The sequence below is a fragment of the Cobetia sp. MB87 genome, from assembly GCF_011319755.1.
GTDB lineage: Bacteria > Pseudomonadota > Gammaproteobacteria > Pseudomonadales > Halomonadaceae > Cobetia.
This window is the reverse complement of the sequence record NZ_VFBC01000003.1, coordinates 91,292-112,845: the sequence shown is the minus strand read 5'-3', so window position 1 is coordinate 112,845 and position 21,554 is coordinate 91,292. Positions and strand designations below refer to the sequence as shown.

The 21,554-nt window shown below is 62.7% G+C and carries 18 protein-coding genes; 15 read left to right on the top strand and 3 right to left on the bottom strand.

The genetic code is table 11. From position 1 onward, the window contains the following. The first annotated feature begins 32 nt into the window (after positions 1-32). The 11 genes from CDPAHKCJ_RS02060 (at position 33) to CDPAHKCJ_RS02010 (ending at position 12,867) form a co-directional block, all read left to right on the top strand. Positions 33-1,343, top strand: a complete 1,311-nt coding sequence (locus CDPAHKCJ_RS02060; protein ID WP_240916615.1) for an exopolysaccharide biosynthesis polyprenyl glycosylphosphotransferase — start codon at positions 33-35, stop codon at positions 1,341-1,343. Positions 1,344-1,511: 168 nt separating this feature from the next. Further along, a complete protein-coding gene (locus CDPAHKCJ_RS02055) occupies positions 1,512-2,654 on the top strand; it encodes a DegT/DnrJ/EryC1/StrS family aminotransferase (protein WP_166018426.1) in 1,143 nt (380 codons plus the stop codon). Between the two features lie 2 nt (positions 2,655-2,656). Further along, entirely contained in the window at positions 2,657-3,520 is an 864-nt protein-coding gene (locus CDPAHKCJ_RS02050) for a WbqC family protein (RefSeq protein WP_166018424.1), read from the top strand. Further along, a complete protein-coding gene (locus CDPAHKCJ_RS02045) occupies positions 3,511-4,980 on the top strand; it encodes a lipopolysaccharide biosynthesis protein (protein WP_166018422.1) in 1,470 nt (489 codons plus the stop codon). The genes CDPAHKCJ_RS02050 and CDPAHKCJ_RS02045 overlap by 10 nt, the downstream gene beginning before the upstream one ends. After that, positions 4,974-6,098: a glycosyltransferase gene (locus CDPAHKCJ_RS02040; RefSeq protein ID WP_166018420.1), complete on the top strand. Its 1,125-nt coding sequence runs from the start codon at positions 4,974-4,976 to the stop codon at positions 6,096-6,098. The genes CDPAHKCJ_RS02045 and CDPAHKCJ_RS02040 overlap by 7 nt, the downstream gene beginning before the upstream one ends. Before the next feature lie 142 nt (positions 6,099-6,240). Continuing rightward, positions 6,241-7,230 (top strand): phosphoribosyltransferase family protein, encoded by a 990-nt coding sequence (locus CDPAHKCJ_RS02035; RefSeq protein ID WP_166018418.1) that lies wholly within the window; start codon positions 6,241-6,243, stop codon positions 7,228-7,230. A gap of 114 nt (positions 7,231-7,344) precedes the next feature. Next, positions 7,345-8,142 carry a glycosyltransferase gene (locus CDPAHKCJ_RS02030; protein ID WP_166018416.1) on the top strand — a complete coding sequence of 266 codons (798 nt, stop codon included), beginning with the start codon at positions 7,345-7,347 and terminating at the stop codon, positions 8,140-8,142. A gap of 8 nt (positions 8,143-8,150) precedes the next feature. Further along, positions 8,151-9,269, top strand: a complete 1,119-nt coding sequence (locus tag CDPAHKCJ_RS02025) for a hypothetical protein (protein ID WP_052384903.1) — start codon at positions 8,151-8,153, stop codon at positions 9,267-9,269. A 181-nt stretch (positions 9,270-9,450) separates the two neighbouring features. Then, positions 9,451-10,617 carry a glycosyltransferase family 4 protein gene (locus CDPAHKCJ_RS02020; RefSeq protein ID WP_166018415.1) on the top strand — a complete coding sequence of 389 codons (1,167 nt, stop codon included), beginning with the start codon at positions 9,451-9,453 and terminating at the stop codon, positions 10,615-10,617. After that, positions 10,614-11,114 (top strand): hypothetical protein, encoded by a 501-nt coding sequence (locus CDPAHKCJ_RS02015; RefSeq protein WP_166018413.1) that lies wholly within the window; start codon positions 10,614-10,616, stop codon positions 11,112-11,114. Before CDPAHKCJ_RS02020 ends, CDPAHKCJ_RS02015 begins: the two co-directional genes overlap by 4 nt. Before the next feature lie 646 nt (positions 11,115-11,760). Then, complete coding sequence (locus CDPAHKCJ_RS02010; RefSeq protein WP_166018411.1) at positions 11,761-12,867, top strand: glycosyltransferase family 4 protein; 1,107 nt, start codon at positions 11,761-11,763, stop codon at positions 12,865-12,867. Positions 12,868-12,912: 45 nt separating this feature from the next. On the opposite strand, the gene CDPAHKCJ_RS02005 is transcribed toward CDPAHKCJ_RS02010, so the two are convergent. From CDPAHKCJ_RS02005 to CDPAHKCJ_RS01995, 3 genes are all read right to left on the bottom strand, one after another. Continuing rightward, on the bottom strand, positions 12,913-14,169 hold the full coding sequence (locus tag CDPAHKCJ_RS02005; protein ID WP_166018409.1) for an FAD-dependent oxidoreductase: 1,257 nt from the start codon (positions 14,167-14,169) through the stop codon (positions 12,913-12,915). 201 nt (positions 14,170-14,370) lie between these two features. After that, positions 14,371-14,943, bottom strand: coding sequence for a carboxymuconolactone decarboxylase family protein (locus CDPAHKCJ_RS02000; protein WP_166018407.1), 573 nt, complete (start codon positions 14,941-14,943; stop codon positions 14,371-14,373). A 74-nt stretch (positions 14,944-15,017) separates the two neighbouring features. Continuing rightward, the gene (locus CDPAHKCJ_RS01995; protein WP_166018406.1) at positions 15,018-16,346 is read right to left on the bottom strand and encodes an aspartate aminotransferase family protein; all 1,329 of its coding nucleotides are present in this window, start codon (positions 16,344-16,346) and stop codon (positions 15,018-15,020) included. A gap of 160 nt (positions 16,347-16,506) precedes the next feature. On the opposite strand from CDPAHKCJ_RS01995, the gene CDPAHKCJ_RS01990 reads away from it, so the two are divergent. The 4 genes from CDPAHKCJ_RS01990 to eat all read left to right on the top strand — a co-directional run bounded on the left by CDPAHKCJ_RS01990 (position 16,507) and on the right by eat (position 21,529). Further along, entirely contained in the window at positions 16,507-17,439 is a 933-nt protein-coding gene (locus CDPAHKCJ_RS01990; RefSeq protein WP_166018404.1) for a MurR/RpiR family transcriptional regulator, read from the top strand. A 296-nt stretch (positions 17,440-17,735) separates the two neighbouring features. Beyond that, entirely contained in the window at positions 17,736-19,142 is a 1,407-nt protein-coding gene (locus CDPAHKCJ_RS01985) for an ethanolamine ammonia-lyase subunit EutB (protein ID WP_166018402.1), read from the top strand. Further along, complete coding sequence (gene eutC / locus CDPAHKCJ_RS01980; protein WP_166018400.1) at positions 19,139-20,026, top strand: ethanolamine ammonia-lyase subunit EutC; 888 nt, start codon at positions 19,139-19,141, stop codon at positions 20,024-20,026. Before CDPAHKCJ_RS01985 ends, eutC begins: the two co-directional genes overlap by 4 nt. Before the next feature lie 72 nt (positions 20,027-20,098). Then, entirely contained in the window at positions 20,099-21,529 is a 1,431-nt protein-coding gene (gene eat / locus CDPAHKCJ_RS01975) for an ethanolamine permease (RefSeq protein ID WP_240916614.1), read from the top strand. Positions 21,530-21,554 lie beyond the last annotated feature (25 nt).

The following is a 21,554-nucleotide window of genomic DNA, read 5'->3' as shown; positions in this document are numbered from 1 at the left end:
ATGACGCTTGAATCACGGAGGAGGTAAGCACGATGAGCGGTATACCCTTGTCGATGGAGCACCAGCGGCGTTACTCGCATCACTACGAGCGCTTGCTGGCCAGCAAGCGCTTGCAGCTGATCTTCGGGATGCTGGTGGTGGTCATCGCGCCGGCTCTCTACCAGGCAGGGTTGAACCAGCTGATGCAGGGTGACACCCACTGGTGGCTGACCAGCGATGATCAGTGGCATGCCCTGCTGGGTACCGGCGTGGCGTACACCCTGTCGGTGACGGCGGTCAATCGCCTGTCCCGCCTGCCGGGCACGCGCTCCTACCTCTATGTCGTACCGGCGATCGTCATCTCCTACCTGACCTTGATGATGGTGCTGGGGGTGCTGGGGCTTGAGTATTCGCGTCACCAGGTCGGTCTGTCCTTCCTGCTCGCGGTGAGCCTGTGTACGGCCTACTACTACATCGACACCCGGGTGCGCCGGATGCGCTTCGCGGTAGTGCCCTACGGCAAGGCACCGAGTCTGTGTACCCGCCCGGGCGTCGAGTGGCTGTCGTTGCGCGGGCCGGACCTGGTCGGCCTGCCGCGTATCGATGGCGTGGTGGCGGACCTGCGCGGTGAGCTGCCCAGCGAGTGGGAGAGCTTCCTGGCCGACTGCACCATCCACCGCATTCCGGTCTATCACGCCACCCATGCCCACGAGATGATCACCGGTCGCGTACTGCTCGATCACCTCTATGCCAACGAGTTCGGCTCGCTGACGCCGCGGGAAGACTATGAGGTCATCAAGCGCTGGATGGACTTCACCGTCGCCGCGCTCATGCTGCCGCTGCTGGCGCCCGTCATGTTGCTGACGGCGCTGGCGATACGCCTCGACAGTCCCGGGCCGGTGATCTTCCGCCAGCCGCGGATGGGCTTTCATTGCCGCCCCTTCACCGTCTACAAGTTCCGCAGCATGTACGACGGCATGAAGGGCGCGGGCTTCACCCAGGAAGGCAGTGACCCGCGCATCACGCGAGTCGGGCGCTTCATCCGCAAGTGCCGTCTCGATGAGCTGCCCCAGCTGTTCAACGTGCTCAAGGGCGACATGAGCCTGATCGGCCCGCGCCCCGAGTCGATGAACCTGGCCGACTGGTATCGCAAGGACGTGCCGTTCTTCCACTACCGCCATGTCGTGCGTCCGGGCATCACCGGTTGGGCGCAGGTCGAGCAGGGCTACGCCGCTGAAGTGGAAGGCATGATCCGCAAGCTGGAATACGACTTCTTCTACATCAAGCACTTTTCCTTCTGGCTCGATCTGCTGGTGGTGATCCGCACCATCAAGATCGTGATCAGCGGCAACGGCTCGCGTTGAACGGCCTGAACCATCTGTAGACGAGTGTCTCCGCAGGCGAGTGTGCGGCCATTCTCTGAAACGTGTACCGAGTCGCTGCCCGAGGAACCCGGCAGCGAAAGCGCTGCATCGAGCACTCGCCTGCTCCCAGAGCCAACCTTCATATGATGTACGAAAGGAGTCGATATCATGATCACGGTGACGCGTCCCTACTTCCCGGAGCGGGAAAATTTCGACCGCTATGTGGATTCCATCTTCGAGGGGCGCTGGTTGACCAATCACGGCCCGCTCGAGCAGGAGCTCACGCGGCGCCTGGAAACCTACCTGGGTGTCGAGAACCTGCTGCTGGTCAGCAATGGCACCCTGGCGCTGCAGATCGCCTATCGCGCGCTGGGCATCGCCCAGATGCCGGGCCAGTACGAATCGGCGGAGGTCATCACCACGCCCTTCACCTTCATCGCCACCGCCAGCAGCCTGAAGTGGGAGGGCATGCAGCCGGTGTTCACTGACATTGACCCCGACACCCTGTGCCTGGACCCCGCGCGCATCGCGTCGGCCATCACGCCACGCACCCGTGCCATCGTGCCGGTGCACGTGTTCGGCAATGCCTGTGATGTCGAGGCCATCGATGCGCTGGGCGAGGCGCATGATCTCAAGGTCATCTATGACGGTGCCCATGCCTTCGGCGTGACCTATCGCGGCAACAGCTTGCTGTCACATGGCGATGCCAGCACCCTGAGCTTTCATGCCACCAAGCTGTTCCACAGCATCGAAGGCGGCGCGATCATCTTCAAGCGCAAGGAAGACCTGGAGCGTGCCCGCAAGTTGATCAATTTCGGCATCACCGGCCCGGAGTGCATCGAGGAGCTGGGCATCAATGCCAAGATGAACGAATTCCAGGCGGCGATGGGGCTGTGCGTGCTGGATGAGATCGAAGGCAATCTGGAAAGCCGGGCGCTGGTCTGGCATGCCTATGCCCAGGCGCTGCGCGGCAATGTCCAGCTGCAGACCCGCCAGACCGGCGCCAGCCTGAATTACGCCTACTTCCCGATCATTCTCGAAAGCGAAAGCATGCTGCTCGAGGTGATGCAGCGTCTGCAGCAGGAAGGCTATCTGGCACGGCGTTACTTCTGCCCGTCGCTGGAATCGCTGTCCTTCCTCGGCCGGCCCGCCGCCGAATTGCAGGACGAGGGTGTCGTCACCCCGCAGATCGTGCATTCCACCGATATCGCCAGTCGTATCCTGTGCCTGCCGCTCTACTCGGGGCTTGAGGTCAGCGAGATCCTCGGCGCGGTGCGCGTCATCGTCAATCGCCACGTCAAGGCCGCGTGATCATGAACATCGCGATCATGCAGCCCTATCTGTTCCCGCATATCGGCTATTTCCAGTTGATGCATGCCTGTGACGAGTTTCTCGTCTATGACGACGTCGCCTTCATTCCGCGTGGCTATATCAATCGCAACAATGTGCTGCTGGGCGGCAAGGCGCATCGCTTCACGCTGTCGGTGCCCAAGGCGTCGCCCAATCGCCTGATCAGCGAACTCGTCTTCGGCCCGACACCGGACAGCCTGCTGACCACGCTGCATCACGCCTATGCCAGGGCACCGTATTACGCACAGGTCATGCCGCTGCTGCAGTCGGTGTTTCAGCATGAAGATCGCCGCATCGGGGCGCTGTGCAAGTACAGCTTCGAGCGGGTGTGTGACTACCTGGGACTGGAGTGTCGCTTTCTGCTCACCAGCGAGCTTGAGCACGACCGCAGTCTCAAGGCTCAGGACCGCCTGATCGAGATGTCACTGATGCGCGGGGCCGAGGGTTACATCAACAGCATCGGCGGCCGCAAGCTCTACCAGGCGGCCCCCTTTGCGGCCAAAGGCATCACGCTGTCATTCCTCGCAAGCCAGCCGAGTGGCTATCGCCAGACTCCGCTTGATTCGCGTGGCGAGGCGGGGGCTGACATGCACCGCTCAGGGCGTCAAGCGCAGTTCGTTGCCGGCCTGTCGATCATCGACATGCTGATGTGGTGCTCACCGGGCGAGGTGCGCGACAGACTCGCCGAGTACCAGCTGCTGCCGGAAGACCCGGAGTTGCTGCGCGCCACGGGCATTGCCACTGGTGAGGTGGCCCCTGTAGCGGGGCCGCTGGCGCGCAATGTCGCGGCCTACTCGCAACAGGGGAGCCTCGCCTCGTGTCACTGAGCAACAAGACCGCCATCGGCATTCTGTGGAATTTCTCCGATCAGCTATTGCGGCGTGGCATGGCCAGTCTGGTCACGCTGCTGCTGGCGCGGCTGCTGGTGCCGGAAGATTTCGGGTTGCTGGCGATGGTGCTGGTCTTTCTGACCATCGCCTCGGCCATGATGGATTCCGGTCTTCAGCAAGCCATTCTGCGCATGCCGACCCTCGGGCCGCGTGATGCCAGCACCGCCTTCTTCAGCAATATCGCCTTCGGGGTGCTGGCCTACGGCCTGCTGTATGCCAGCGCTCCCCTGATCGCCGACTTCTATGCCGAGCCACGCCTGATCGTGCTGGTGCGTATCGGCGGCATCGTGGTGCTGATCAATTCCTTCGAGGTCATTCAGGGCGCGATGCTCAACCGCGCGCTGGATTTTCGCACGCGCATGAAGGCTGGCATTCCCGGCAGCGTGGTGTCGGGCGGGGTGGCAGTGCTGCTGGGCTGGCTGGGCTTCGGGGTCTGGGCGCTGGTGGGGCAGATGCTGACGGCAGCGCTGGTCACTACCGCCCTGATGTGGTGGTGGGGGAGCTGGCGGCCGCGGCTGGAATTCGATGTGGTGTCATTCAAGGCGATGTTCCGCTTCGGCTACAAGATGTTCCTGTCGCGCATGCTGGATGTGCTGTTCGTCAATCTCTATGTGCTGCTGATCGCCAAGCTGTTCTCCGCGTCGGTGGCGGGGCTGTTCTTCTTCGCCGAGCGTCTCAAGGAGCTGGTGATCAATCAGCTGGTGACGGCAGTACAGAACGTGACCTTCCCAGCGCTGGCGAGCATCCAGGAGGATCCGGTGCGCCTCAAGAGTGCCTATCGTCAGATCCTTCAGGTCATGGTCTATCTGCTGTTCCCGGCGATGCTGTTGCTGGCGGCGCTGGCCGAGCCGCTGTTCCTGACGCTGTTGCCCGAGCGGTGGCTGGCAGCGGTGCCCTATCTGCAGCTGATGTGCATCGCGGCGGTCATGTATCCCCTGAGCACGCTCAATCTCAATGTGCTCAACGTCAAGGGGCGCTCGGACCTGTTCCTCGGGCTCGAGATCATCAAGAAGGTATTGATCTGTGCGGTGCTGGCGGTGACCTGGCGCCATGGCGTGATGGCGATCCTGATCGGGCAGATCGTGGTGGCGGTGGTGTCCTACATCCCCAATGCCTGGTTCTCGCGGGAGTTGATCAACTACAGCATCCGCGAGCAGCTGGCCGACTTTCTGCCGGCTCTGCTGCTGGCCACTGCGGTGGCGGGCACGACCTGGTGGGCCGTGCCTGCACTGTTGGCCATCTGGCCGGCGCCGGTGGTGCTGGTGGTATCAGGCCTGCTGGCAGGGGCGGCCTATCTGTTGCTGTCCTGCTGGCTGCGCTTCGCGGCCTGGCAGTTCGGCGCAGGCTGGATCCAGGAGCGTCTTTCACAACGGAAAGTGGGGAATACTGCATGTTAGAACTGAGTTATGCCCGGGCACTCGCGACGCCCCTCATGGATGGCACCCCGCAGTCAGGCCCCTTGCCTGTGCCGCCGGCGCCCGCCGAGGAAGCCGCCATCATGGCCGAGTGGGAGGGCGATCGCAGCGCCCCACGCGTCTCGGTGATGTGCTTCGCCTTCAATCATGGCGACTACATTCGCATGGCGCTGGATGGCTTTCTGATGCAGCGCACGCGCTTTCCGTTCGAGATCGTCGTGCATGACGATGTCTCCACGGATGGCACGCGGGAAATCATCGAGGAATATGCGGCCCGTTACCCGAACATCGTGCGGCCGATCCTGCAGGAGGTGAACCAGTACTCTCAGCATATCTGGCCGATCACCTTCTGCATGCCAGTGATGCGCGGCGACATCATTGCCTATTGCGAAGGCGATGATTACTGGATCAAACCCGACAAGCTGGCCCGTCAGGTTGCCTTGTTCGACGCCTATCCCGAGGCGACGGTCTGTTTCCACCCGGCGCTGGAGTTCAATGAAGCGACCGGCCAGCATTCGCTCATCTGCCGCTATGCCGATAGCGTGAAGAAGATCTCTGCCGAGGCGGTGATCGGGCTGCGCGGCGCCTCCATTCCGTCACCGGCCTTCAGCTTCCGACGCGTCGACGCCACCGTCGATGCAATGATGGCGTCCTATCGCGGCGCCCCGATCATGGACTTCTTCCTGCAGTCCTACATGGCACTGCAGGGCGAGACGCTCTATTACGAAGATGCTGCCTGCGTCTATCGCCGCAACGCCAAGGGTTCCTGGACATCGCAGCAACAGGAAAGCGAGGCCGAACAGCGCTATCAGCGCGACATGATCTCGGCCATCGACGTCTTTCATGCCAACACCCGACACATGCCGCATTCCGACAGCCTGTACATCCCGCTCTATCACTATTTCAAGCAGTACGTGATGGCGCCCGCTAGCCCCATGCAGCGCCTGGCCAACTTCCGCCAGGGTGTCGCGCTGCTCTCGCATATGGACCGCAGTCGGCTGCTGCGTCTCGTGCGCCAGGATGTGATGACCCGATTGATAGGGACTCGTCGCCGTCGTGTGTCATCCGACCGCGCAGTGCAGGAGCGTAAAAGCGCCTGAATGCCCCTGTTATCGGGGATGATGAGGGCAAGAGAAGCGTTTGATGACAGGACGTCGTCAATGACATCAAAACAGCGCTGCAACACACAAAGCGCGAAGGAAATCGGCCTTGGGCCGCCGTGAGTCGCAAGGGGACCGCAACATGAATTATCGCAGTTATGCCGACCTGAGTTCGGATATCGCCAGGCAGTTGTCGCGCCTGCAGGCCGGGAATTTCGATCTGATCGTCGGGATCCCGCGCAGTGGAATGGTGCCGGCCTACATGATCAGCGCCATGCTCAATCGGGCCTGCACGGATCTCGACACCTTCATCGCCAATGGCTCGCCCGGCAAGGGTATGACGCGCAAGGTCCGGGGGGCGGCGCAGAGCGCCTGGGAAAATCAGCGTGTGCTGCTGGTCGACGACAGCTTCAACAGTGGGGCCTCGCTCAAGGCCTCCCTGGCGCGTATTCCGCAAGATTGCCCCTGTGAGATCACCACCTGTGTCATCTATGCCAACCCGGCGCCGGTGGTGGGGGTGGACATGTATCTGGTCGAACTGGAGCATCCACGCGCCTTCCAGTGGAATCTGTTTCATCATCCGGCGCTGGCCGATAGCTGCCTGGATATCGATGGCGTGCTGTGCCTCGACCCGACGCCTGAACAGAATGATGACGGCCCGCGCTATCGCGACTTCCTGACCAACGCGGCGCCCCTGCATATCCCGACCTACCGTGTGCACTCGCTGGTCACCAATCGTCTGGAAAAATATCGTCCCGAGACGACCGACTGGCTGGCCCGTCACGGTGTCGAGTATGAGCATCTGATCATGCTTGATCTGCCCAGCAAGGAAGAGCGCCTGCGCCAGAATCGTCATTCGAGTCACAAGGCGGATTATTACCGTGACTCGGGCTGTCGCCTGTTCATCGAAAGTGAGGTGGGGCAGGCCACCAACATCACGCGCATGACCGGCAAGCCCGTCTATTGCGTGGATGCCCACCAGATGATGACTCCCGAGTGGGCGTCGATGTCAGCGCAGAAGAAGGGCCAGGTACTGGTGTGCACGTTCAAGCGCATGGCGCGCCGGGTCGTCACATGGTTGCCGGCACCGCTGGCTCGCCAGGCGCGCAGTGTCTATCAGCGACTGGCCTGAACGTAGAGAAGGAAGTGGGGCTGACGATGACCGTCATGCGCAGATGACATGGCGGTCATCGTGAATTGTCTCGATCGAGCCTGGCTCAAGGCAAACACTGGCGAAGGAGTGGCAATGAAGACGCATCGGATGGCGCTTTTGGTCGTGGCACGACAGATGACCCTCGAGACTCGCCAGATGCTGGCGTTGGCGGCAGGGCTTACGCGCCTGGGGCATGAGGTGGATCTCATCGTGCCCCAGGCCCATGAGGAGTTGATCGAATGTCTTGCACACGGGGTGCGGCTGGTAGAGCTGGGCGTGCACAGTGAGTTGACGGGCGTGCTGGCCCTGACGCGCTATCTGGCGCGTCATCGTCCGTGTGTCCTGATGTCCAGCGGTCTGGAAGCCAATCTCAATGCGCTCAAGGCACGCCGTCTGGATCGTTGGCGCGTGCCGGTGATTGCGCATCATGCCGTGACGCCGGCCAGTGAACTGGTGGCGGCGGGCAGCAAGGCGCGGGGCCTGAGGCGCAGAATGGCGCTCAAGTATCCGCATGCGGCACTGGTGCTGGTCGTAAGCGATGAAGCCGGCTGCCAGGCACGCCACGAGGGTGGAATCGAGGCCGCGCGCGTCGTGACGCTGCCGTTGGCCCCTGATGAGGAGACGGGCGCGCTGAGCGAGCATCAATTGATGCAGTGCCTGTCACTGATGCTGTCGGCAGCCGAGGTCGAGGGCGCGTCACCCTTCTCGTCTCAAAGCTGGCAAGTCAGCAGTGGGGAAGCTGCGGCCAGCCTCGCGCAGCCTTCGTCGTCCCTCGACACCTCTGGCGTGGTGAGTCGCCAGGCCATCAGCGCTGATACCGGCGCGTCCGCGCCCCTCATGTCATCCGCCAATCTGCAGGCCGAACTGGCCAACAGCGGCGCGCGAGAATAAGTCTTTTCATGGAACACATTCTGCTCGACCTGCCCAACCTGCTCGTCTGTCTGGTACTGGTGATGGTGGGCTTTCTGCGTGGCTGGGTGACACGCAATGTCGCGATCATCCTGAGTCTCAGCAGTGCAGTGCCGTACCTGTTGAACAATGTGCTGTTCGATGCCGAGTACATGCCGGACCAATTCCGCTACTGGGAGCAGGTATTGGCCATGCGCAGCATGGACTGGGGGGCGATGGACCACTCCCTGACCGTCTCGGTCTCGTCGGGATTTCTGGCGCTGTTGCCGTTGCCGCTGGCGGAAACCATCACCAGCCTGGGCTTCTTCAACAAGTTCCTCTATATCGGCGCGCTGATGGTGCTGATTCGCCGCGGCATCATCTCCCATGCGGTACTGCTGTTCGTGCTGTGCTACCCGAGCCTGGTGCTCTACAGCTCACTGAGCCTGCGCGACACCCTGGTGACAGGCTTCATGCTGGGCAGCTTCCTGCTGGCCATCGAGCGTCGGCCGATGTGGGCGCTGATCTTCCTGTTGCCGTTATGGATCATCAAGTTCCAGAACGCTCTGATCATGTTGATCTTCCTCGGCATCTATCTCCTCTACGACGTCAGCCGTCAGGGCCTGTCGACCAAGCGATTCTGCTGGTTGCTGGTCGGGCTGGCCGCAAGTGTACTGGTCATCTATCCGCTGGCGGTGGACCAGATCAACTTCTTCCGCGCGGCCATGTATCTGGAGGATGGCGGCAAGATAGAGGATGTGGAGGTCATCCAGGGCTTCGGGGACTTCGTGGTGACGGGGATTCAGGGGGCGCTGTACTTCCTGATCAAACCGCTGCCCTGGGAAGCCGCCAATGCGCTGCAGCTGATCCAGTCGGGAGAGAACCTGCTCGTGGTCGCCTTCCTTGTCTGGCTGACCCTCAAGTGCTGGCAGGTCCAGCGCGAGAAGACGCTCTTCTGGCTGTTGTATCTGATCGGCGCCTTCACCATCTATGGACTCGTCGTCTTCAACTACGGCACCGCGGTGCGCTATCGCTTCCCGTTCCTGGTCATCTATGTGGTGTGCATGGCGCATGACACAGGACTGGTGCGTCTGTGGCAGCAGCAACGCCGGCCTGCGTTGCTGGACTGAGCTGGTGGACCGAGCTGCCGGCCCGAGCCACGACGTCTTTCCTTTCGTGCTGATGTCGCTTCTCGCTCGTTTCTCTTGTTGTTTGTTTCTCTTATCGAAGGTCTCTCTTCCGGATACTTCCGGTCGCGCGCGCTCAAGCTCGCGCGATGTTCTTCTTCGCATGACACGCAAGGAATGCCCCATGCCAACACGTGACGCCCGGCCCTCCACGGTGGTGCTGGTCTCCAACTCGTCGTTCTTTCTCTACAACTTCCATCGCGGCGTCATCGAAGGGCTGCGTGACTCGGGCTATCGCGTGGTGTGTCTTGCGCCCACCGATGCGCATAGCAAGTTCCTGGTGGATGAGCTCAAGGTCGAGCATCGTGCGCTGGGCATGGAAGGCAAGGGCACCTCGCTGGTCGGGGAGGGCAAGAGCCTGCTGGCATTGTTGGGGACATTGCTGAAACTCAAGCCGCGCTATGTTCTCAACTTCACCATCAAGGCCAATGTCTATTCGGGACTGGCCTGTCGGCTGCTCAAGATTCCCTATACCAACAATGTCTCGGGGTTGGGCACCGCCTTCATACACGACAGCTGGCTGTTCCGTCGGGTACGGGCGCTGTATGGCTTCGCCAACCGTGGCGCGCGTTGCGTGTTCTTCGAGAACCGCGATGACCAACGCCTGTTCATGCGCCTCGGATTGCAGAAGTCCACGCCGTCTGTCGTGCTGCCCGGCGCCGGTATCGACCCGCAACGCTTCGCCTTTGCGCCGCAACCACAGACGCCACCACTGACCTTCGTGATGGTTGCTCGCCTGATCGGCGACAAGGGGGTGCGGGAGTACGTGTCGGCGGCCGAGCGTCTGCATGAGCGTTACCCGCAGGCACGCTTCTGGTTGATCGGCCCGTCAGGAATCAGCAATCGCACCGCGATCAGCGATGAGGAAATCGCTGCCTGGCGCGAGCGCGGCGTATTGCACTACCTGGGCGAACAGCGGGATGTGCGTCCCTTCCTGGCCGAGGCCAATGTGCTGGTGCTGCCGTCGTATCGGGAGGGCATGCCGCGCACGGTACTGGAGGCGGCCTCGATGGGGCGTCCGGCGATCGTCAGTGATGTGCCGGGGTGTCGCAGCTCAGTCAAGCCTGGCGTCACTGGCTGGCTGTGCGAAGCGGCCGATGTCGAGTCCCTGGAGCAGCAGATGCAGGGCTGTCTGGACATGCCGCAAGCGGCGTTGATCGAAGCGGGGCAGGCGGCACGTGTGCGCATCGAGCGTGAATTCGATCAGCAGATCGTGGTGCGTGCCTATCTGGGCTGTCTGCAGCACACACTGGATATCGAGTTGCGTAAGTCAGTACTCGCTACTGCATGAGACAGGTCGCTAACACATTGACACCGTTGGATTTTTGTCAGGAAGATGAAGAAAATCGTTCTCGACAGTTGGGCAAATATCAGGAACTGCTGCTGGATTTAACGCGCATAATGGCCCCGCGAGTGAGAGTGACAGGCGCCTGCCTGGAGAGCTCAATCGGTCGGGACAGTGCTTCTTCTTGCCATGACACACCGCGTGTCGCTGAACAGGCCGTCTCGCTGGAACGCGATCGATCGTTATCAAAGGGAAGGATGCCCGTGAATACCATCAACAGAGAGCAGAATGTCGTCATGAGTGGATATCGTTTCTGCGCCCAATGCGGGGGCGCCAGCGTACATCGCGTAAAACGCCATTGGTGGCAGCGACTGGCCGGCAAGGCGCCGCTCTATCACTGTGAAGACTGCGGCATCATTCATCGCGTCTCGACTGAAGCCATCACTGCCAGCCGGACGAGCAAGCAGGACGCTGAGTCGTCACACTCGATTGCTGGCCGCTGATCCTGTTGGCAGGTGCCAGCATTGAGCTATTGAGCTATTGAGCCAGTGAGCTGATGAGCTGACAAGACGAGCCTGGCGCGCCGGCATTGGATTTACCTTTTCATCCCCCATGCCATGGCGCGCGTTACAGGCCCACCTCGACTCAGTGCGAAGCGTGCCTCTCAAAAGGCGGGATGGGCAAGACACGTTGAGCCGTCATTCCGCATGACGCCTGGCAGTGTCCGTTCAGCGCTCGGGCCGCTTGTCACTTCCGCATCGCAAGATCGCTTCCCGTACCAGCTCCCCGAGCCCGGTTTCCAGGCACGCCCCTCTTGCCGTTCTGTCTTGCCGTTCTGTCTTGCCGACGTATCGTCCTTCTGACGAACCGTCCTTCATAAAAGTGCCTGACGCATTTTTCTTCCTGAAGCGGTCAAGACGTGCTGCCTGGCGGTAGTCCTGCTTTCAGCAAGCTGACACGAGCGTTCTGTGCGTTCGATCTGCACTGGATCGTCCCGCTTCATGTCATACCCCCTATCTCCCGCCATCGACCCTCGTCGGTGGCGGGTTTTTTCTGCGCCGCAGTTGAGCATTCCGATCAAGCAAGGCGTTATCGCGCCTGCGGACGGGTACCTCGCGGCGAGCATTTCCCTTTGGAGCGCATGAGCCAATGAAGATTCTGTTTGTCGTCGGTAATCTTTCCAGCGACGGAGGCACGGAACGTGTCACATGCGAAATTGCCAGCGGACTGGCGCGCTCGGGCCATGACGTGATGATCGCGAGTCTGTTCGGGCCTGCGACCAGCTCGTTTGCCCTGGAGGACAGCATCACGACCTGTTGCCTGAATCTGAAGGAGGCCAGAGGCGGGGCCCGACGGTCGCTGGGCATCAGTTCGGCGCTGCTGACCAAGGTTCGTCACCAACAGGCCGATGTAGTGGTACTGGTGGATTCGATCCTGTTCGCCTTCTGTGCGCCGTGGGCCCCGTTCCAGCGCGCGCGGATCATCTGCTGGGAGCATTTCAACCTCGCCACCGATCATGGTTCACGCCTGCGTTCGGTAGGGCGCTCGACCGCCGTGCGCCTGGCCGATGCCATCGTGGTGCTCACCGAGCGGGATGCCGAGGCCTGGCGAGCGCGCTATCGCATCCGCGACAAGGTCGGCGCGATCTGGAATCCGGTGCCGCACTTCCCCAAGTCCAGCGAAGAGGGCGCAGCGTCGCGTACCGTGCTTGCTGTCGGCCGCCTGACGAAGCAGAAGGGCTTCGATGTACTGCTGAACGCCTGGCACAAGGTCGTGTCGGTCCATCCTGACTGGCGACTGCGCATCGTCGGCTGGGGAGAGGATGAAAATGACCTCAAGGCCCAGGCCTGGACGTTGGGCCTGAGTGACAGCGTCGTCTTCGTGGGCCGCACCTCACAGGTGGAAAAGGAGTATCAACGCGCGGCGCTGTACGTGATGAGCTCACGCTGGGAGGGGCTGCCGATGACCCTGCTGGAAGCGCAATCCTTCGGCTTGCCGGTGGTCTCGACAGATTGTGAGACAGGGCCGGCCGAAATCCTGGCCGGCGGCAGCGGTGTGCTGGTGGATGTCGAGGACGATGAGGCACTGGCGCGCGAGATCCGTGACCTGATCACGGATGAAGCCCGCCGCCGCGAGATGTCCTTGCTGGCGCGCGAGAATGCCACGCGCTTTGATGCGGACACCCTGTGCGGCGAGTGGCAGCAGTTGCTGGAGCGCCTGACCTCCGGTCGAACCCGCATCGCGGATGCCTCGTGATATGACGCCCTGACATCAGAGCTGGAGCCTAGTATCAACATGGTATCAAAAACGGGCTGGAGAGCAGGGCGTGATCCATTCTGGTGAGCCTTTGGCTAAACATTCGCTGACTAGGCGTCCAGTCACGCCTGCCAATGTCACCCCGATATGCTGATGGCCAAAGGCATGGATCACGCGTGGCTCATTGGGTGATGGGCCGATCACCGGTATGGAATCGGGCAGGGTGGGACGAAAGCCCAGCCAGCGCCGGGCCACCGGCGCGTCAATTCCCAGCACCTTGCGTACCCGGGTTTCCAGATAGTCGAAACGGGCCGGGTTGGCCGGCCCCGCAAGCGAACTCAGCTCCACGGTGCCGGCCACGCGCAGGCGTGTGCCTTCGGTGCCCTGCAATGGCGTCATGTAGAAGGCGCTTTCCACCGGGCAGGTGGGGCGATTGAGCGGCGAGTGCTCGAGATCGAATTCGATGTGGTAGCCACGCTCGGTATCCAGCGGAATCCTGTCGCCGATCTGGCGGGCGAGATGTGCCGACCAGGCCCCGGCTGCCAGCACCACGCGGTCCGCCCTGAGTCGTCGGCCGTCGGCGTACTCCAGCAGCATGCCGGAGGCCTGAGAGCTCAGGCGGATGACTTCGGCGGTGACGAGCCGGCCCTCCTCGCGTAGCGGAGCGGCCAGGGTGTCGATGAACACCTGCGGGTCATCCAGATGGCAGGAGGAGGGGAATAGCACGCCGCCGGCGGTATGGCCTTCCATGGCAGGTTCCAGCGCGATCAGCTCGTCCGCTGTCAGCACCTGCTGATGGATGCCGAGCTGGTCACGCAGCCGGATGTCACCCTGCGCGGCCTGCAGGTTCTCGGCCTTGCCATAGGCATAAAGGCAGCCCTTGCGCTGAATCATCGCGGCCGCCGCCGGGGCATCGTCCAGCAGCGGCTGATAGTCCGTGTAGGTATGGCTGAGTAGACGCGCCAGCATCTCGCTGTTGGCCCGAAAGCGCGTGGCATTGCACTGGCCCATGAATCGCATCAGCCAGGGCGAGAGCCTCGGCAGGCATTTCCAGTCGATGACGAAGGGCGAGTCAGGCGATAACAGCAGTGAAGGCATGCTACGCCAGATCTCGGGGCGGGCGATGGGCAGGCAGCCATAATCCGCCAGGGTACTGGCATTGCCGAAGGAGGTGCCGCTGGCGATGCCCTCGCGCTCGATCATCGTCACCTCATGGCCGCTGCGCCGCAGCCACAGGGCGCAGGCGACACCGACGGCGCCCGCGCCGATCACGGCCACTTCCGTGTGTTCGCTATCACTCATCGAATGCTCACCATGTTGTCTTGTCGTTGTTGTCGGGGAGTTTGCGCCGCAATGCATCGCGCCCCGGAGTCAGCCGGGGCGCAGATTGGGGTCTGTCGAGCATGCCTCGCGGGGATTGGCTCGGCAAGGGCGTCATGCGTCTCGCCAGCGTGTCCGTCAGGTCGATGGGCGCAAGGCGATGAGCGACTTGCGGCGAACGGTTCAGGAGCCGCTCGGCTCCTCGAAGGGCAGCGGGATGTCATCGCCACGCCGCACGGCGAAGACATTCAGCGTCATCGCCACCAGGGCGTAGTAACCCAGTATGCCAACCAGCTCGACCACCACGGACTCACCGAACATCTCGACGGCCTCTGAATAGAGGTCGTCGTCAATGCGGCGATGTTCGTAGAGGCTCTTGGTGAAGCGATGGATCAGACGCTCATCGTCTTGTTCAAACGCGGGTTCACGCTCCTCGCGCAGTGCCGTGATGACGTCCGGCGAGAGACCGGCCTGCTCGGCGATCGGCGCGTGGATCTGCCATTCCGCCTGGGACTTCCACCACACCGCCGTGGTGAGAATCGCCAGCTCGCTCAGGCGCAGCTCAAGGCCGGTAGCGTAGCGGCAGAAGGCGCCGAGGCGCTGGGCGTGATTGGCAAGCTCCGGACTGTGGACCCAGGCCAGAAAGGGGCCGTCGAGATTGCCGCGGGGACCGCCGAGAATCTCGGCGATCACCTCGCGTTGGGCTGCACTCATGCTGGCCTCATCCAGTTCGGTCAGGCGCGATGTGATCGCCATGAAAGTCACTCCATTCAAATCCATTCAAATCCATTCAAGGATCGTGGGTAGGCAATGCGCCTGCAGCTGAGCCGTCACAGGCTGGCAAGGGTGGTGTCGATGGCACGCCCCAGCCTGTCGGTGATCTCGTCCAGATGCGACTCCTGCAGAATGAACGGCGGTGCCAGCAGGATGTGATCGCCCTGGCGGCCATCCAGGGTGCCGCCCATCGGGTAACACATCAGGCCTTCGGCCATGGCGGCCTTCTTGAGACGCGCGTGAAGCTTGAGTGCAGGGTCGAAGGGCAGCTTGGTGTCGCGATCCGCCACCAGCTCAAGCCCCTGGAAGAGACCGCGACCGCGGATGTCGCCGATGTGAGGATGGTTCGCGAAGCGCTCGCCCAGGCGTGACTGCAGTCCCTCGCCGAGGACGTTGACACGTGTGAGCAGGTCGCGGGCTTCGATGGTCTGCTGGACCGCCAGCGCTGCGGCACAGGCGGTGGCATGGCCGATGTAGGTATGGCCGTGCTGGAAGAAGCCGGAGCCATTGGCGATGGCATCACGGATGCGCTTGCTGACCAGGGTCGCGCCGATCGACTGGTAGCCGGCGCCCAGGCCCTTGGCGATGGTGATCAGGTCCGCCGTGACACCTTCCTGCTCGGCGGCGAACAGGCTGCCGGTACGCCCCATGCCGCACATCACCTCGTCGAGAATCAGCAGCACGCCGTAGCGATCACAGACCTCACGGATGCGCGTGAAGTAGCCCGGCACCGCCGTGACGGCCCCCAGGGTGGCACCCACGACGGGTTCTGCCACGAAGGCCATCACGTTCTCGGCGCCCAGGCGCAGGATTTCCTCTTCAAGCTCGGCGGCGAGACGCACCCCCATCGCCTCGGGCGTCTCGTCGGGCTGCTGGTCCCGGTAGGCGTAGCAGGGGCTGACGTGGCTGACGTTGATCAACAGCGGCTCGAACTGCTGACGGCGCCAGGCATTGCCGCCGGTAGCCAGCGCGCCCAGCGTATTGCCGTGATAACTCTGGCGCCGCGCGATCAGATGCTTGCGCTGGGGCTGGCCGATCTCGACGAAATACTGGCGGGCCAGCTTGAGTGCCGCCTCGACCGCTTCCGAGCCACCGGAGACGAAGTAGACGGATTCGAGCCCCTCGGGAGCGCTCTCGATGAGGAAGTCGGCCAGCTGCTCCATTGGCTCGCTGGTGAAGAACGAGGTATGCGCATAGGCTAGCTGGCTGACCTGGTGCTTGATGGCCTGTGCCACTGTCTCGTCGCTGTGCCCCAGGCAGGACACGGCAGCGCCACCGCTGGCATCCAGATAACGGCGACCCTCTCGATCGACGATGTAAGGGCCATCACCCTTCACGGCGGTGGGATACTCCTGATTGAGGTTGCGATGCAGTACGTGGCTCATGCGGGCTCCGAGGGGCAGGGGTACGAGGTCATTATGCAAATATGTAGTGCATTTATGGTTTGTGCAATCAATGATTGCGTGTAATCGCCTGTGCCTTCGGACTCGACCGGTCAGAGATGCTACCGTTGCCGCCATCTGTCCCTTGCCAAGGAGGCATTCCATGCCCCCATCCTCCCAAGCCCCCGGGCCCGCATCCCCTGATTCGCCGCCGGAAACCCTGGAAGGGTTGAAACAGCTGCTGGTGGCGATCGATCGCCGTGAAGTGGAGATCCGCCTCGGCGCGAGTTCCCGACGCGTGCTGGCCGTGCTGATCGAATCGCCGCAGCGCACGGCGGTATCTTCCATCAGCCAGCTGGCGGAATTGACCGGTGTGAATGCCTCGACCTTTTCGCGTCTGGCCCAGCGGCTGGGTTACGAGGGCTTCAGCCGGTTTCAGGATGTCTTCCGTCAGGCAGTGACGGACGGCGAGCACTTCTACAGCCAGCAGGCGGCGCGACTCTCGTCACGTGATGCCGACAGTGGTGCCATGGCACAGCTGGCACGACTGGGGCGTCAGGAAAGCGCCAACATTCTCGGCATGCTCGAGAGGGTGGACGCCGCGGACTTCGAGGCCGCGACCACCTTGCTGGCCGAGGCACCGCGCGTGCGCCTGCATGGCATGCGTCAGTTCAATTCTCTGGCACTGTTCATGGCCTATGGACTTGGCATGCTGCGCCCGGACGTGGCGCCGCTGGATGCCAGTCGTCAGGGCGTGGCGGATGCGCTGGCCCAGCTGACGGCCGGTGACGTGCTGGTGGTGGCCAGCTGCTTCCCCTATACCCCAAGCGTGGTGGCCTGCGCCGAGGTGGCGGTGAAGCGCGGCGTCGCGGTGATCGCGTTGACCGACTCGTCCAGCTCTCCGCTGGAGCCGCTGGCGCGCCACAGTTTCCATGTGCCCAATCACAGCCTCTTCTACAGCAACAGCATGAGCGCCTTCATGTTCCTCGCCGAAGGACTGCTCAGCGAGGTGGCCAGCAAGCTGGGGGATGCCGGGGTGGCCTCGCTCAAGCAGCGCGAGGCGATCATCACGGAGCTGGGAGGCACACGTCGCTGATCCGGCGCCGATGCACTTGTCCCATCTCACGCGGCATGACTGGGCGGGCGCACCAATTGGCAGCATCTGTCTGCTCGCATCCGTTCGCGAATGACTGAAAGCGCGCCAAACTGGTGCGAGGGGTGTCGCCGCGGCGATGTTCACTCTCGCCGTCTAGGGGTGTCAGTCATGCAGACACGTCTCGCAGCGTGGGGCTTGCAGGCCTATGCAGGACCAAAGAGGGGCCTGAAGAAATTGGCGTGATTCCTGCAAACCGACTGAGATGAAATGACATCTGTCAGTGCAAGGAATTTCCCATGAGCCGCGAGTACCGTTATACCCTGGGCAGTCAGATCCATCGTTTCGCCAGTCTGGCGGAGCTGATGGCCAAGGCGACGCCCGCCCGCTCCGGAGATCGCCTTGCTGGCGTGATCGCGGAAACCGCCGAGGAGCGAGTCGTCGCTCAGCTGTGTCTGGCGGAGTTGCCTCTCAAGACCTTCCTCGAAGACGTGCTGATTCCCTACGAACAGGACGACATCACCCGCTTGATCATCGATGAGCATGATCCGGTGGCGTTCCTGCCGATCGCCCATCTCACCGTCGGTGACTTCCGCAACTGGCTGCTGAGTGACCTCGCGACGCCGGCGGTGCTGGCGCAGGTGCGTGCCGGCATCACCCCGGAAATGGCCGCGGCGGTCAGCAAGCTGATGCGCAATCAGGACCTGATTCTGGTCGCGAAGAAGTGCGAGGTGGTCACGGCCTTTCGCAATACCATCGGCAAGAGTGGCCATCTCTCGACCCGCCTGCAGCCCAACCATCCCACCGATGATGTCACCGGCATCGCTGCCAGCATTCTCGATGGCCTGCTCTACGGCAACGGCGACGCCGTGATCGGCATCAATCCGGCCACCGACAACGTGGCCCAGAGCATCAAGCTGATGCGTCTGATGGATGAGGTGATCCAGAAATACGAAATCCCCACCCAGTCCTGCGTGCTCACCCACGTCACCAACACCATTGAATGCATCGAGCAGGGCGCCCCGGTGGATCTTGTCTTCCAGTCCATCGGCGGCACCCAGGCCACCAACGAGAGCTTCGGCGTCGAGCTTTCCGTGCTGGCGGAGGCCCAGCAGGCCGCGCTGTCGCTCAAGCGCGGCACGGTGGGCGACAACGTGATGTATTTCGAGACCGGCCAGGGCAGTGCGCTGTCCGCCGATGCCCATCACGGCCTGGACCAGCAGACCTGCGAGGCGCGCGCCTATGCGGTGGCCCGCAAGTACTCGCCGTTGCTGGTGAACACCGTGGTCGGCTTCATCGGTCCCGAGTATCTGTTCAATGGCAAGGAGATCATCCGCGCAGGGCTTGAGGACCATTTCTGCGGCAAGCTGCTGGGGCTGCCGATGGGCTGCGACATCTGCTACACCAATCATGCCGATGCCGACCAGAACGACATGGATACCCTGCTGACGCTGCTCGGGGTGGCGGGCTGCAACTTCATCATGGGCATCCCCGGCTCCGATGACATCATGCTCAACTATCAGACCACCTCCTTCCACGATGCCCTCTATGCCCGGCGGGTGCTGGGCCTGGGCCCGGCACCGGAGTTCGCCGCCTGGCTCGAGGAGATGCAGATCTTCACCGATGTCGCCCAGCAGAAGCTGCCCGCTGACATGCCGTCCTGCTTTGCCGATTCCCTGCGTCAGGTATCCGGAGGTGAGGCATGAGCCACGACTCCTCCCCCAGTGATGCGCCATCCGCGGCTCGCGAGGGCCAGCAGGGAAAGGCTGTCAGCGAATCGCCCGCCATCGTCACGCCCAATGCCTGGCAGTTGCTGGGGCAGTTCACGGATGCGCGCATCGGCCTGGGCCGCGCCGGCATCAGCCTGCCGACCAACCGCTCGCTGGAATTTCAGCTGGCGCACGCCCGCGCGCAGGACGCCGTCCATCTGCCACTGGAGATTCCCCGACTGATCGAGGATCTCCAGCAGCTGCCTGCCCTCGAGAACGCCCCAGACATCCAGCATCTGCACAGTCGCGCCGTGGATCGCACCACCTATCTGCAACGCCCCGACTACGGGCGACGGCTCGATGAGGATTCGCGTCAGCAGCTGTCCGCCCTCGACGCACAGCCTGCCGATCTGGCCATCGTGATCGTCGATGGGCTGTCGTCTCTGGCGGTGCAGAACAACGCCGCGCCCTTCATCGCGGCATTGCTGGAAACGCTTGCCGAGGATGGTCCGGATGCCTGGACGCTGACACCGATCAGCGTGGTGGAGCAGGGACGGGTCGCGATCGGCGATGAGGTCGGTGAACTGCTCAAGGCGCGGGCGGTGCTGGTGATGGTCGGCGAGCGCCCCGGTCTCAGTTCTCCGGACAGCCTCGGCCTCTATCTCACCTGGCAGCCGCGCGTCGGCCTCAGTGATGCCAGCCGCAACTGCATCTCCAACGTGCGCCCGGCTGGGCTCGACTTCGCGATGGCTGCCCAGCGTCTGCATTACCTGCTGCGCGAGGCCCGCAAGCTCGGTCTCACCGGGGTGGGGCTCAAGGACAGAAGTGGCGACGACTCGCTGGAGAGCGGGGGCGGTATCCAGAACTTCCTGCTGTCCTGACGGGATGGCAGCGCATCAGCGGGAATCTCCCGATCCAACAATGACAATGCTTGACGGCAACAAGGCGGCACCATGACTCGCGACACGAATCACGACATGAATCACGACACCAACGAGCAGGACTATCTGGCCAGACGCCAGTTGAAGAAGGGCACGGCGGGCTGGATTCTGCTGGCGGGACTTGGGGTCTCCTATGTGATCTCCGGCGATTTCGCCGGCTGGAATTTCGGTATCGCGGAGGCGGGCTGGGGCGGCTTCGCGATCGCGGCGCTACTGATGGGCATCATGTATCTGGCGCTGGTGCTGTCGTTGGCGGAAATGTCAGCGGCCATTCCCGCCGCCGGCGGCGGATACAGCTTCGCGCGCCAGGCCATGGGGCCTGCAGGCGGCTATCTCACCGGCCTTGCGGTATTGATCGAATATGCGCTGGCACCTGCGGCCATCGTCATCTTCATCGGCAGCGCGGTGGAGTCGTTGCTGGGCATCAATGGCCCGATCATCTACGCCATCTTCTACCTGGTGTTCATCGGCATCCACCTGGCGGGGGTCGGCGAGGCGCTCAAGGTGATGATGGTGATCAGCGGCCTGGCGGTGTTCGCGATCATCGCCACCGCGGTCGCGCTGATCGGTGATTTCGACAGCAGCCGCCTGTTCGACATCGCGCCGACGGATGCCTGGGGCGCCAGCGATTTCATGCCCAATGGCTGGTATGGCATCTGGGCCGCGCTACCCTTCGGCATGTGGCTGTTCCTGGCCGTGGAAGGGGTGCCGCTGGCGGCAGAGGAATCGCGCAATCCGGCTCGTGATGTTCCGCGTGGCATCATCGGCGCCATGCTGTTTCTGATGTTCACCGCCGTGCTCGTCGTCTTCCTGCTGGCCGGTGCCGCCGGTGCTGAGGCGATCGGCAGCAGTGCCGTGCCGCTGGTGGATGCGCTGAACGCGACCGGCAGTGAAGGGCTGGCGACGCTGGTCAACGTGCTGGCATTGGCCGGGCTGGTGGCCTCGTTCTTCTCGATCATCTACGGCTACAGCCGTCTGGTGTTCGCGCTGTCACGGGCCGGCTATCTGCCCAAGACGCTGTCGCTGACCAGCAAGCGCAAGGCGCCGACCTGGGCGCTGGTGGTGCCGGGCATCTTCGGCTTCCTGGTCTCGCTGACCGGTGAAGGCGATCTGATCCTGGGCATGGCGGTGGTGGGGGCGACAGTCTCCTACGCACTGATGGCTGCCAGTCATATCCTGTTGCGCCTGCGCCAACCGCAGATGGCGCGTCCCTACCGCACGCCGGGTGGCATCGTGACCTCCGCCATCGCGCTGGTGCTGTCGCTGATCGCGCTGACCGGGGTCTATGCCTTTGACCCGCGTGCCTTCAACTACACTCTGGTACTGTTCGTGGTGGGCATCGCCTACTACGCCATCTTCAGTCGCCATCAGCTGGTGGCGAAGACCGCCGAGGAAGAGTTCGCGCTGGTGGCCAATGCCGAGAGTGATCTTGCGGCCAGCTGATCCGCTCAGGCAGAACCTTTAGCAA